9 protein-coding genes are annotated in these 12,967 nt (G+C 61.4%); 7 read left to right on the top strand and 2 right to left on the bottom strand.

The genetic code is table 11. The features are described from left to right. Positions 1 to 210: 210 nt before the first annotated feature. The 4 genes from AC07V0_RS01800 to AC07V0_RS01785 all read left to right on the top strand — a co-directional run bounded on the left by AC07V0_RS01800 (position 211) and on the right by AC07V0_RS01785 (position 4,928). Positions 211 to 894: a response regulator transcription factor gene (locus AC07V0_RS01800; RefSeq protein ID WP_018928954.1), complete on the top strand. Its 684-nt coding sequence runs from the start codon at positions 211 to 213 to the stop codon at positions 892 to 894. Further along, the gene (locus AC07V0_RS01795; protein ID WP_018928955.1) at positions 891 to 2,153 is read left to right on the top strand and encodes a HAMP domain-containing sensor histidine kinase; all 1,263 of its coding nucleotides are present in this window, start codon (positions 891 to 893) and stop codon (positions 2,151 to 2,153) included. Before AC07V0_RS01800 ends, AC07V0_RS01795 begins: the two co-directional genes overlap by 4 nt. A 107-nt stretch (positions 2,154 to 2,260) precedes the next feature. Further along, positions 2,261 to 2,710, top strand: coding sequence for a hypothetical protein (locus AC07V0_RS01790; RefSeq protein ID WP_086945612.1), 450 nt, complete (start codon positions 2,261 to 2,263; stop codon positions 2,708 to 2,710). Positions 2,711 to 2,801: 91 nt separating this feature from the next. Beyond that, complete coding sequence (locus tag AC07V0_RS01785; RefSeq protein WP_086945611.1) at positions 2,802 to 4,928, top strand: TonB-dependent siderophore receptor; 2,127 nt, start codon at positions 2,802 to 2,804, stop codon at positions 4,926 to 4,928. A gap of 74 nt (positions 4,929 to 5,002) precedes the next feature. Here the strand turns inward: AC07V0_RS01785 and AC07V0_RS01780 are convergent, their stop codons facing one another. Then, on the bottom strand, positions 5,003 to 5,686 hold the full coding sequence (locus AC07V0_RS01780; RefSeq protein WP_018928958.1) for a response regulator: 684 nt from the start codon (positions 5,684 to 5,686) through the stop codon (positions 5,003 to 5,005). A gap of 3 nt (positions 5,687 to 5,689) precedes the next feature. Continuing rightward, positions 5,690 to 7,108: a sensor histidine kinase efflux regulator BaeS gene (baeS, locus tag AC07V0_RS01775; protein WP_086945610.1), complete on the bottom strand. Its 1,419-nt coding sequence runs from the start codon at positions 7,106 to 7,108 to the stop codon at positions 5,690 to 5,692. A 113-nt stretch (positions 7,109 to 7,221) separates the two neighbouring features. Between baeS and AC07V0_RS01770 the strand changes: the two genes are divergently transcribed. Genes AC07V0_RS01770 through AC07V0_RS01760 form a run of 3 tightly spaced genes read left to right on the top strand, consistent with a single transcriptional unit; the run spans position 7,222 to position 12,949 of the window. Further along, positions 7,222 to 8,418 (top strand): efflux RND transporter periplasmic adaptor subunit, encoded by a 1,197-nt coding sequence (locus tag AC07V0_RS01770; protein ID WP_086945609.1) that lies wholly within the window; start codon positions 7,222 to 7,224, stop codon positions 8,416 to 8,418. A gap of 2 nt (positions 8,419 to 8,420) precedes the next feature. Continuing rightward, positions 8,421 to 11,567: an efflux RND transporter permease subunit gene (locus AC07V0_RS01765; RefSeq protein ID WP_495019333.1), complete on the top strand. Its 3,147-nt coding sequence runs from the start codon at positions 8,421 to 8,423 to the stop codon at positions 11,565 to 11,567. Next, positions 11,564 to 12,949, top strand: a complete 1,386-nt coding sequence (locus AC07V0_RS01760) for an efflux transporter outer membrane subunit (RefSeq protein WP_086945607.1) — start codon at positions 11,564 to 11,566, stop codon at positions 12,947 to 12,949. The genes AC07V0_RS01765 and AC07V0_RS01760 overlap by 4 nt, the downstream gene beginning before the upstream one ends. Positions 12,950 to 12,967: the final 18 nt, after the last annotated feature.

Raw genomic sequence — 12,967 nt, 5'->3', positions numbered from 1 at the left:
AGAACACATCGACAAGCAGCGTAGGCGGGCGCGGATATCTCACAGCAAGACGAGTTACCGCGAAGCGAGCAGGCTGGTGGAGGTGAAGCATAAAAGCTCGGTGCGTTTGGTGCGGTTAACCAAGTGTCAAGTTAGGTAAAGGTTTGCCCGGGGCGATGACGCTGTGCAGCGCAAGGGCGATAATGCGCGGCCCCCACTCAAGAGCCCGCCATGATCTCTGTATTGCTCGTCGACGATGACCAGGAACTGACTGGAATGCTCAGCCAATACCTGGAGCGTGAAGGCTTCGAGGCGACCGCCGTGCACACGGGCGAGGAGGGCGAGATTCAAGCACTGTCCGGGCGCTACAGCATTGTGGTGCTGGACGTGATGCTGCCACGCCTGTCGGGTATCGAGGTGCTCAGGCGCATTCGCGCCGTGAGCCAGGTACCGGTGGTGTTGCTCACGGCCCGTGGCGATAACATCGACAAGATCACCGGCCTGGAACTGGGGGCCGATGACTACGTGCCCAAACCCAGTTCACCGGGGGAACTGGTGGCGCGTTTGCGGGCAATCATGCGCCGGGTGCAACCGGCGGATCAGCCCACCACCGAAGTGATCAGGACCGGCCCGCTGGTCTTGTGGCCCGGCAAGCGCCAGGCCCAGTGGCAGGGGCGCGAGCTGGGGGTGACCAGTACCGAGTTCAGCCTGCTCGAAGAACTGGCCCGCTGTGCCGGGCAGGTGGTGAGCAAACAGGACCTGTCGCTCAATGCCTTGGGCTGTCCCTTGACCCGCTACGACCGGCGCATCGACGTGCATATCAGCAGCATTCGCCAGAAGCTCGGTCCGCGCCCTGACGCCAAGGCCTGGATTCAGAGCGTGCGTGGCCTCGGTTATCTGTTGATCGCCGAATGATGAAACCCAGTCGGCTGTTCTGGAAACTGTTCCTGGCGTTTTGGCTCGCCACGAGCCTGACGTTTCTGGTCGGGGTGGGCATTCTGGTACTGGGTAATCACGGGCCTGGCGATCCTCATTTGGAGGCCATCCTGGCCAGCGAGGAACAGCTGCTGCGACAATTCGGCGTCGAGTCGGGAAGGCAATTGCTGACAGTGTGGCGGCACCCCGGTGACGAAACCATTGGTGTCTATGACAGTGCCGGTCAACTGCTGGCTGGGTCGCCGGTTCCGCGGCCAGCGTTTGAGCGAACGGTCATCAGCAAGGACGGTCTGGCCCTCTCGCTCAGATCCTCACAGCCCCTTGGCAAAGAAGGTGAGCAAGGGCCGGGGCGTTCGATCCCGCTGATCATCGGCACGGTGATGAGTGCGCTGTTCAGCGGGTATATGGCGTATTACCTGGCGTGGCCGTTGGCCTATCTCCGGCGGGCGATGAGCGATGTGGCCAAGGGGCGCTTCGAAACCCGGGTCAAACCGATGATGGGCGGGCGCCGCGATGAAATCGTCGATCTGGCCGGGGACTGTGACCGAATGGCCAACCAGCTGAAACTGCTGGTGGAGGCCCAGCAACACCTGTTGCATGACATCTCTCACGAACTTCGCTCACCGTTGACGCGCATGCAAGCTGCCATCGGGCTGTTGCAGCAAGAACCGGCCCGCCAGGAAATGGTGGAGCGCATCCAGCGCGAATCGGTGCGAATGGATACGTTGATCGAGGCGTTGTTGACCCTGGCGCGCATGCAGGGCCGGCCCGAGAGTATCGACCGCGAGCCACTCGACATCATCGAGTTGCTGGCGGTGATCGTCGAGGACGCTCAATTCGAGGCGGGAATGAAAGGTTGCCGGGTCAGTCTGCAGGCGTGCCCGGCCTTTGTCAGTCGGGTCAGCGGCGAGTTGCTGTATCGGTGTTTCGAGAACGTCATTCGCAACGCGGTGCGCCATACCAGACCGATGACGGCGGTTGTTGTGTCGGCTGAGGTCAATCTCGAAGCAGACTGCCTGACGGTGCGGATTACCGATCAGGGGGCGGGTGTTGAAAACGAGCGGCTGCTGAGCATTTTCCACCCGTTCGAGCGTGGCTTGAGCGAGGCCAGTGCCGGTTTCGGCCTGGGCCTGGCGATCGCCTCAAGGGCCGTGGAAATGCACGGCGGCACGATTGTGGCGCGCAACGAGCCGTCCGCTGGGCTGACCGTGGAAATCAGCTTGCCCCGTCAGGCGTGATCTTTACACGATATTACATTGGCTTGACGGCTCTGTACGCCTCGCCTCAGTAGACTTCCCGCTCAAACTTACGCAGCGTTTGCTGATGTTTCAGCGTGGAGGTGGGCATGTTTCTGGTTCATAAAAAGGGCTTCGTTTCCGGCAAGAAAATGGTCGACGGGCTGGTGCCCTATGACTTCTTTTGTGAAGACAATCCGGCCATCAATCTGTTTGTGTTTACGGGTTCTACCGCGCAGGGCAAAACGGTCGAGGAACAGACGCTCTGGGGCTTCACCCGACTGGAGCGTTTCGAGGCGCTGACCAGCACCCTGGTATCGAACAAAAAAAATGCTGGCTGGTTTCAAACGGTCAATGTGCTCACCGGGCCTGCCCAGAACGGCACCCAAAGCGTGAAATTTCAGCGGGTGCTGAAAATCATCAAGCATGCCGCTGTATCGAGCCGTGTCGCCGGCAAGGTGCAATACGAGATCCTCACGGATGACGGCGACACATACTTCACCCGGCCGCCCGCGACAGCAGACAGCGCGCAAACCATCATCTATGCGGCAGAGCAATAACTCGTTAGTTAATAACCGCGAAGGTGTTTACTGGAAATACATCGCACCATACAATGAGAATCATTACTACTAACTCATTGAGTGCAACGTCTTGAGCCATCCCCACCTCTTTGCCCGCCGCAAGGTTTTCATCAAACACGCGCTGCCGACACTGTCCTGCGTGATGTTCGCCGGTCCTTTGTGGGCACAGGAATTGATCGAGCTGCCGACCACTGATATTCAGGCGAGCCGCGTCAGTCAAGACACCAGCTACACCACCTCTCAAGCCAGCACCGCGAGCAAAAGCGATGTGCCGATCAAGGAGGAGGCGCAATCGGTCAATGTAGTAACCCGGCAAACCCTGGCCGACTATCAGGTGCGCTCGCTGGACGACGCGATGAAGTTCGTCAGCGGCGTCAGCCAGGGCAACACCCTGGGCGGTTCCCGGGACTCGTTGGTCAAGCGCGGTTTCGGCACCAACGATGACGGCTCGATCCTGCGTGATGGCGTGCGTTCCAACCTGGGGAAAAATTTCAGCGCCACGACGGATCGCATCGAAGTGCTCAAAGGGCCTGCGTCGATGCTGTACGGCGCGCTGGAACCCGGCGGGTTGATCAACGTGATCAGCAAGAAGCCTGAATACGCCCAGAGCACGACCCTGAGCGGCTCGGCCTACAGCGAAGGCGGCGGCACCATGGCCGTGGACACCACCGGGCCGCTGGGCGATACCGGCCTGGCCTATCGCCTGATTGCCGAACGCGGCCACGAGGATTACTGGCGCAATTACGGCGTGAATGAAAGCACCCTGGTTGCACCCTCGCTGACCTGGACGGGCGACCGTGCCAGCCTGACCCTCAGCTACGAATACAACGATTACTCCAAACCCTTCGACCGTGGCACGGTGTTCACCAATGGTCATCCGGCGGACATCGACTACGACAAGCGCCTCGACGAAAAATGGGCCAAAAGCGTCGGTATCCGTGAATTGGCTACCGCGCGTTTCGAGTATCAGCTGAGTGACGACTGGAAAACCCGCGTTACCTACGGCTGGAACAACGACCGCTACAGCCTCTCGATTGCCCAGCCGAGTTCGTTGACCGGCAACAACCTGCGACGTGCTGCCAACGGCGCTCACTACGACGATGAAACCCGTTACGCCAGCTGGGATTTCATCGGCCAGCAGGAGCTGTTCGGCCAGCGCCATGACTTGCTGATCGGCGCGGACACCGAAGCGTCCGACCAATTCCGTGGCAAAACCTACCGTAATACCGCGCAGTCAGGCTTCGACATCACCTCGCTGGTTTATGGTCGTCTGGCCGAGCCGAGCCTTGTCAGTGCCAGCCAAAGTGACCTGAGCAACCAGCTGAATTCCAGCTCCGTGTACTTCAAGGATAACTGGCACCTCGATGACCGCTGGATCCTGGTTCTCGGCGGTCGCCAGCAGCATTACGATCAGTACAGCGATCAGGGCCGCGGCAGCAGCTACACCGTCAACCGCGACAATAACGGTGATGCTTTCGTACCGTTCGTGGGGCTGGTCTACAAAGCCACCGATAGCTTGTCGCTGTACGGTAACTACAGTCGTTCGTTCAAGCCCAATACCCAAGTCGACGATGCCGGCCATACCTTCGATCCGGAGGAGGGCCGCAGTTATGAGGTCGGCGCCAAGTACGATCCGCTGCCGGGGCTGAACATCAACCTGGCGCTGTTCGACATCGAGAAGAAAAACGTCGTGACCACCCAGACGGTCGGTGGCGTCAGCCTCTCGGAGGCGGCGGGCAAAGTCGGCTCACAGGGCCTGGAACTGGACATCACCGGGCGTGTGGCCGAGCGCTGGGACCTGATCGGCACCTACGCTTACACTCACACGGAAATCCTCGACGACCCGGATGACGAAGGTCACCGCCTCGCCGATGCGCCGAAGCACACCGCAAGCCTGTACCTTACCCATCACCTGAATGTGCCTACGGAGTTCGGGGCCTGGCATGCGGGCGGCGGTGCGCGTTATGTCGGCGAGCGTGCGGCCAACAATGCCAACGATTTCTGGCTGAGCAGCTACACCGTCGCCGATGCCTTCGTGCGCTGGGAGGCGCCGATGTTCGGGTACAAGACTTCGCTGCAGTTCAACGTCGACAACCTGTTCGACAAACAGTACTACCCGTCCTCCACCGGCAGCCAACTGGCGGTCAATGTCGGCGAGCCGCGCACGGCACGCCTCAGCGCCAGCGTGACGTTCTGATCGCACTGTCTTGATGTGCCGCCCCGTTCTGCCCGTGGAACGGGGCGGTAGTCTTCCTTCATCTCGACGACGCTTCAGGCGTCGGCGAGCTGAAACCGATAACCCACCCCGTACAACGATTCAATTGGATGCTCCCCCGGGCAGGCCTGTTCGAGCTTGCGCCGCAGATTGCGGATATGACTGTCGACCGTGCGGTCGGTGACCACCCGGTGATCGGAGTAGATCCGGTCGAGCAACTGATCCCGGGAAAACACACGTCCCGGCGAGCGGGCGAGGGTGCTTAGCAGGCGCAATTCCAGTGGTGTCAGGTCCAGCGTTATGCCGTCGAGGGAGGCCAGGTACTGTTCTTCATCAATCTGTAGACGCGGTGGTGCGGACGTCAAAAGCTGCGGGCTGCGTCGCAGGATGGCTTTGACCCTGGCCACCACTTCACGCGGGCTGAAGGGTTTGCAGATGTAGTCGTCGGCGCCCAGGTCCAGTCCGAGCAGGCGATCCACTTCCTCGACGCGGGCGGTGATCATGATGATCGGTACGGCACTGAAGCTGCGCAGTTCCTTGCACACTTGCAGGCCATCGCGTCCAGGCAGCATCAGGTCGAGCAGGATCAGCCGTGGCTCGCGGGCACGGACCGCCGGTACTACCTCCAGCCCGTTGTCCAGGCATTGGGTCGCATACCCAGCGGCGATCAGGTAGTCACGCATCAACGCGGCCAGTTTGGGCTCGTCTTCGACGATCAGGATTGGGTTGTCGTTGACCATGGTTCAGGCATTCCGTGGCAGGCGCAGGGTCAGCCAAAGGCCACCCAACGGGGAGTGATCGGCACTGAGGCTGCCGCCATGAGCCAGGGCGATGCTGTGACAGATCGCCAGCCCCAGACCGGCGCCACCACTGGCACGGTTGCGTGAGGTTTCGCCACGGTAGAAACGCTCGAACAGACGCGGCAACTGATCCGCGTCGACCCCGGGGCCGGAATCCAGGAAATCGATGCGTACGTCGTCGCCATCGCTGGCCGCACGAATACGCAGCACACCGCCTTCATCGGTATAGCGCACGGCGTTTTCCAGCAGATTGCCGAACAGTTGCTGCAAGCGCTTGGGGTCGGCTTCCACTCTTAGGGGGGGTGTCGGCAGCTCCAGCTCCAAGCGCAAGTGCCGGGCATTGCAGCGCTCCTGGAACATCGCCACGCAACTTTGCAGCAGATCGTTGAGATCGCATTCGCTTTTGCGGTAGGTCAGCGCGCCCACATCGGCCAGGGACAGTTCATACAGGTCATCCACCAGTTTGCTGAGCATGCCGACTTCGCCTTGCAGCGATTTCATCGACGACTGATCGAGGGTGCGCACACCGTCCTCGATGGCCTCCAGCTCACCGCGCAACACCGACAGCGGGGTGCGCAGTTCATGGGACACATCGGCCATGAACTCCCGGCGCATTTTTTCGTTGCGCTCCAGCGTATACGCAAGTTGATTGAAGTCGCGGGCCAACTGACCGACTTCGTCATTGGAGGACACCGCCACCCGGTTGCTGTACTCGCCTGCGGCCAATCGATGCGTGGCGGCGGCTACTCGCTTGACCGGGTCAAGCAAAGTGCGGGCGATCCACCAGGCGATCAGCATTGCCAGCAGCAACGAGAACACGCCCACGGCCAGACTGGTGCGCAACAGGTACAGGCGAAAGCGTTCACCGCCGGCTTCGGTCACGTTCTGGAACGGCGTTACCGCCAGCCAGCCGACGGTTTTACCGGCCACCTCGATCGGGCGCATCAGGGCGTCGTCGGCAATCGCCGAGTAGCCCATGACCAACTGCTTTTGCTGGTCCAACAGAGCGATGCGAAACACCGCGCCGGTCAGGTCAGACGTGGGCAGGGTCGGCTGCTGCGGGTTGGTGAAGTCTACGCCCGGCTCCGGTCGCATGAGTTCGAACCAGCGATCCGGCTGGTTGCGCAGAAATTCCCAACTGCCTTCGCGCTCATAGGCGCTGGCCAGGCGCGGCAGCACTGGGGTCATGCGCAACAGAGCCTGTTCGTTGAGGTAATCGAGAAAGCCTTTGCCGAAGCTCCAGCCGTTGGCCAGCCCCATGCTCAGGATGACAAACAGCACACTGGCCAGTACCGCGATAAACAGTTTGGTGGAGATACTCAGTTTCATGGGCTCGGGCAGGTCGGTGAATGGCCCGCCCATTTAGGCCCTGGCGCGACGAAGATTCAAGGGCGGCAGGCAATCTTCAATTTTCCTGCACATTTGCCTCGCAGTATGGCGTCTGGCTTCAGCCACCCCGTCTTGCAGAGGCATTTATGTCGACCAAAATTCTCGCCAAATCCCTGGTAACCGCCGCGGTTTTACTGTCCTTGATCATTCTGGTGGTGTTGAGCGGTTGCTCCCCCGGCGCATCCGCGCCCGTGGTCGAACCGGCCAAAGTGTCAGTGATCACGGTGCAACCTCAAAGCCAGGCGCTGACCACGGAGCTGGCCGGGCGCACTCAGGCGTTCATGATCGCCGAGATTCGCCCGCAGGTCGGCGGTATCGTCCAGCAACGGCTGTTTGTCGAAGGCGCCGAGGTCAAGGCCGGGCAGGCGCTGTATCAGCTGGACGCGTCCTCATACAAAGCTGCATTGGCTGAAGCACAGGCGACCCTCGCCAAAGCTCGCGCCACGTTGAAGTCGGCCCAGGCCACAGCCAGGCGTGATGCCCAGTTGGCGAAGATCGATGCCATCAGCCAGCAGGACAACGAGGATGCCCAGGCCAGTCTGCTGACCGCCGAGGCTGAACTGCAAGTGGCCCAGGCCGGCGTGGATACGGCGCGCATCAACCTGGCCTATACCCGCATCAGTTCGCCCGTCAACGGGCGTATCGAAACTTCGACGGTCACCCCTGGCGCATTGGTGGTGGCCAATCAGGACAGCGCACTGACCACGGTGCAGCAACTGGACCCGATCTACGTGGATATCACGCAATCGACCACTGAGCTGTTGCGCCTCAAGCGCGACCTCGCCAGCGGTGTGCTGCAAAGCAACGGCGAGGGCGAAGCGCGGATCAGTCTCAAGCTCGACGACGGCAGCACCTACGCCCATGAGGGCCGCTTGAAATTCAGCGGGGTCAGCGTCAATGAGGGCACCGGCACCGTGACCCTGCGGGCGGAAATTGCCAACCCGGACCGGCTGTTGCTGCCGGGCATGTATGTGCGGGCGGTGCTGGAGCAGGCCAGGGACGATCAAGCGATCCTGATTCCGCAGCAAGCCGTGACCCGCAGCGCCAGTGGCGTGACGTCGGTGTTGCTGGTGGTCAATGGCAAGGTCGAACAGCGCGTGCTGACCATCGATCGCGCCGTGGGCAACCAGTGGTGGGTCACCTCCGGCCTGACGGCGGGTGACCAGGTGATTGTCGAAGGCGGGCAGAAAGTCCGGGTTGGCGCCCCGGTGCTGGCGCAAAACACGGGCACTCGCAGCCGCACGCGGCAATCGGCGCCGACTGCCATTGCGCAGGAGGGTTGAGCATGGCGCGGTTCTTTATCGATCGACCGATTTTTGCCTGGGTCATCGCCATCGTCATCATGCTCGCCGGCGCCTTGTCCATCAGCCAACTGCCGCTCGAACAGTACCCGGACATCGCGCCGCCAACGGTACGGATCTCCGCCACCTACACCGGCGCTTCGGCCGAGACCGTGGAAAACTCGGTGACGCAGGTCATCGAACAGCAGATGAAAGGGCTGGATAACCTGACCTACATGTCGGCCTCCAGCAGTTCGGCGGGCAGCGCCAGCATCAGCCTGACCTTTGCCGCCGGCACTAACCCGGATGTGGCGCAGATGCAGGTGCAGAACAAACTGCAACAGGCTGAATCGCGACTGCCGCAATCGGTGCAGAGCGAAGGCCTGACCGTGACCAAGGGCGGTTCGGACTTTCTGATGATTGCCGCCCTGGCCTCCGACAACCCAAGCGTCACCGGCACCCAGATCGGCGACTACATTTCCAGCACCTTGCTCGACCAGATCAGTCGAATCGATGGCGTCGGCGACGTGCAGACCCTCGGTTCGGGTTATGCCATGCGCATCTGGCTGGACCCGGCCCTGTTGGAAAAGTATGCGTTGATGCCCTCGGACATCAGCAGCGCCCTGGAAGCACAAAACACCGAGGTGTCCGCCGGCCAGCTCGGTGCCTTGCCAGCGGTGGCCGGGCAACAGTTGAACGCCACTATCAGTGCCCGCAGCAAGCTGCAAACCGCCGAAGAATTTCGCAACGTGGTGGTCAAGTCCACCAGCAATGGGGCGGTGGTGCTGTTGGGGGACGTGGCGCGGGTCGAACTGGGCAGCGAAAGCTACGACGTGAGTTCTGCCCTCAACGGCAAACCTGCCGCCGCCATGGGCGTGCAGCTCGCCGCCGGGGCCAATGCCCTGAGCGTGGGTGAAGCGGTGAAGGCCAAACTCAAGGAACTGGAGCCTTTCTACCCTGCGCAAATGCAGCTCAAGAACGTGATCGCTTACGACACGACCCCCTTTGTCAGCCTGTCCATCGAAGAAGTGGTCAAGTCTCTGGGCGAAGCGATCGTGCTGGTGGTGCTGATCATGTTCCTGTTCCTGCAGAATCTGCGGGCCACGCTGATCCCGGCGATCACCGTGCCGGTGGTATTGCTGGGCACCTTCGGCGTGCTCGCGCTGTTCGGCTATTCAATCAATACCCTGACCATGTTCGCCATGGTCCTGGCTATCGGACTGCTGGTGGACGATGCCATCGTGGTGGTGGAGAACGTCGAGCGGGTGATGAGTGAGAAGGGACTTTCGGCGCTGGCGGCGACTCGCCAGTCCATGGCGGAAATCACCAGTGCACTGATCGGCATCGCTCTGGTGCTCAGCGCCGTGTTTATTCCCATGGCATTTTTCGGTGGTTCCACCGGGATTATCTATCGGCAGTTTTCGGTGACAATCGTCTCCGCCATGCTCCTGTCGGTGCTGGTGGCGATGACCCTGACGCCGGCCTTGTGTGCGACCTTGCTCAAGCCGTCCGATGCCCAGGGCAATGGTGCGCAAGGCGGCTTCTTCGGCTGGTTCAACCGCAGCTTCGAACGCAGCGCCTTGCGCTATCAACAATGGGTCGGCGGCATTTTGCAGCGTGGGCGTAGGAGCCTGCTGGTGTACGGGGTGATTTTGCTGGCGATGGGTGCTGGTTATGCCAGCCTGCCGACTTCGTTCTTACCGGACGAAGACCAAGGCATCCTCATGGCGCAGATCCAATTGCCGGTGGGCGCCACCGATAGCCGTACTCAGGCCGTGATGAAGCAGTTCGAGAGCTACATGCTCGAACAATCGGAAGTCGAGGCGCTGATCAGCATCAGCGGTTTGGGCATGGGTGGCAACAGCCAGAATACCGGCCGGGCTTTCATCAAACTCAAGGACTGGAGCGAGCGATCGGGGAAAGGGCAGGACGCGGCTTCTATTGCCCAACGTGCAACCCTGGCGTTGGCGAGCATTAGCGATGCCAACGTGTTTGTCATGCAGCCGCCCGCTGTACGTGGCCTGGGGCAAAGTTCGGGTTTCGACCTGCAACTCAAAGACCTTGGCGGGCTGGGGCATGACGCCCTGGTCGCCGCGCGGGAGCAGTTCATCGAGTTGGCGAAGAAAGACCCGCGGCTGCTGGGAGTACGCAGCAATGGCCTGGACGATACACCGCAGCTCAAAGTCAGCATCGACGATCGCAAGGCCGGCGCCTTGAGTCTGAGCACCAGCGACATTAACAGCACCTTGTCCACCGCGTTGGGCGGCACTTACGTCAACGACTTCCTCAACCAGGGGCGGGTGAAGAAGGTCTACGTGCAGGGCGAGGCGTCGGCGCGGATGCAGGCGGCCGACCTGGAGCACTGGTTCGTGCGCAACAGCAAAGGTGAGATGGTGCCGTTTTCCTCGTTCGCCAGCAGCGCGTGGAGCTATGGCTCGCCGTTGCTGGAACGCTACAACGGCAACGCCTCGCTGGAGGTGGTCGGTGATCCGGCACCGGGGGTGAGCGCCGGGGTTGCGATGGATGCGGTGGAAGCGATCATCAAACAACTGCCCGAAGGCATCGGCTACGAGTGGACCGGGCAGTCATATCAACTGCGCTTGTCCGGCTCCCAGGCGCCGCTGCTGTACGGGATCTCGGTGTTGTTTGTGTTCCTCTGCCTGGCGGCGTTGTACGAGAGTTGGTCGGTGCCGTTTTCGGTAATGCTGGTGGTGCCGCTGGGGGTGGTCGGCGCGGTGCTGGCGACCCGCTTCAGTGGTTTGAGCAACGACGTGTACTTCCAGGTCGGGCTGTTGACCACGGTGGGACTGGCGGCGAAGAACGCGATTCTGATCGTTGAGTTTGCCAAGCACCTGCAAGAGCAGGGCAACAGTCTGCGGGACGCGACACTGACTGCCGTGCGCCAACGCCTGCGACCGATCCTGATGACGTCTTTGGCCTTCATGTTCGGCGTGTTGCCACTGGCATTGAGCTCCGGCGCCGGTTCTGCCGGGCGCCAGGCCATCGGCACTGGCGTGCTGGGGGGCATGTTCAGCGCCACCGTGCTGGGGATCTTCTTTGTGCCGCTGTTTTTCGTGCTGATCCGTCGTCGTTTCGGTCGCGTATCCACCGCAACAACCGCCAACCCAACCGCGCAGAAAGGTGATGCATGATCAAGTTTCATTGGCCCTTGTTGGCTGCTCTGGTGTTGCTCAGTGGTTGTGTCAATCTGGCGCCGCAGTATCAGCGCCCCGAAGCGCCGGTCGCCGGGCAATGGTTGCCGTCGACCAGCGTGGCCTCAGGCGATTCGGCGGCGGATATTCACTGGCAGCAGTTTTTTACCGACAGTCGCCTGGCGCGCTTACAGACCCTGGCGCTGACCAACAACCGTGATTTGCGTCTGGCCAGCCTGAACATCGAAAAGGCCCAGGCTCAATATCGCATTCAACGGGCGGCGGCGTTTCCCACCATCGATGCCGGAGTCAGCGGCACACATAGCCGCACGTCCAGCAGCGGCACGGCGAGCACCAGTCATGAGTACAGTGCGCAACTGGGGCTGAGCAGCTATGAACTGGATGTGTTCGGGCGAGTACAGAACCTTCAGGACGAAGCGCTGGAAGACTATCTGGCACTGACCGAAACCCGGCGTAGCACCCAGATCAGCCTGGTGGCTGAAGTGGCCACGGCCTGGCTGACGCTGGCGGCGGACAACGAGCGTTTGCAACTGGCCCAGGAAACCCTGCGCAGCCAACAGGCAACCTACGAACTGACCCAACGCAGCCATGCCTTGGGCGGTTCTTCCGGCTTGGCCCTGGCCCAGGCACAAACTACTGTGGAGTCGGCCCGAGGCGATGTGGCGGTCTACGCCAGTCAGATTCTCCAGGACCGCAATGCCTTGCGCTTGCTGGTCGGCAGTGATGTTCCCGATGAGCTGCTTCCCGGTGCGAGTTTGCAATCGGTCGCGCTGCTGGTGCAGGTGCCGGATGAGTTACCGTCCAGTCTGTTACAACGGCGCCCGGATGTGCTGGCCGCCGAACACACCCTCAAGTCGGCCAACATGGATATCGGCGCGGCGCGGGCGGCGTTCTTTCCGAGCATCAGCCTGACCGCCAATGCCGGTTCTGCAAGTTCGGCCTTGTCCGGCCTGTTCAAGTCCGGCAGCGGCGCCTGGACCTTCGCCCCGAGCGTCAGCCTGCCGATCTTCGATGCCGGCAGCAATCGCGCGACACTGGATGCGGCCAAGGTCGAGCGTGAAATTCAGGTGCAGACCTACCAGCAAACCTTGCAGACCGCCTTCAAGGAAGTGGCCGATGCCCTGGCGGTGCGCAGCACCCTGGACCAACGTCTGACGGCCCAGCAAGCCTTGACCGACGCCAGCCGTAAAAGCTTTGAACTGGCCGACGCGCTCTATCGCGGCGGCTCGCAAAGCTACCTCGAAGCGCTGGACGCCCAGCGTTCGTTGTACAGCGCCCAACAGGACCTGATCACCCTGCGTCTGGCCGAGCAGAGCAACCGGGTGACGTTGTACAAGGTAATGGGGGGCGGCTGGAATTAATGTTCGCGATCAGGCCCG

The organism is Pseudomonas sp. GW821-FHT01E10 (assembly GCF_059422365.1).
The sequence above is the reverse complement of the archived record's forward strand: the minus strand, read 5'-3'. Positions and strand labels throughout refer to the sequence as shown.

Excerpts from the sequence above, each read along its gene's own strand:
- AC07V0_RS01800 (WP_018928954.1), top strand. The coding sequence starts at position 211 with ATGATCTCTGTATTGCTCGTCGACGATGACCAGGAACTGACTGGAATG.
- AC07V0_RS01795 (WP_018928955.1), top strand. The coding sequence starts at position 891 with ATGATGAAACCCAGTCGGCTGTTCTGGAAACTGTTCCTGGCGTTTTGG.
- AC07V0_RS01790 (WP_086945612.1), top strand. The coding sequence starts at position 2,261 with ATGTTTCTGGTTCATAAAAAGGGCTTCGTTTCCGGCAAGAAAATGGTC.
- AC07V0_RS01780 (WP_018928958.1), bottom strand. The coding sequence starts at position 5,686 with ATGGTCAACGACAACCCAATCCTGATCGTCGAAGACGAGCCCAAACTG.
- baeS (WP_086945610.1), bottom strand. The coding sequence starts at position 7,108 with ATGGGCGGGCCATTCACCGACCTGCCCGAGCCCATGAAACTGAGTATC.
- AC07V0_RS01770 (WP_086945609.1), top strand. The coding sequence starts at position 7,222 with ATGTCGACCAAAATTCTCGCCAAATCCCTGGTAACCGCCGCGGTTTTA.
- AC07V0_RS01765 (WP_495019333.1), top strand. The coding sequence starts at position 8,421 with ATGGCGCGGTTCTTTATCGATCGACCGATTTTTGCCTGGGTCATCGCC.
- AC07V0_RS01760 (WP_086945607.1), top strand. The coding sequence starts at position 11,564 with ATGATCAAGTTTCATTGGCCCTTGTTGGCTGCTCTGGTGTTGCTCAGT.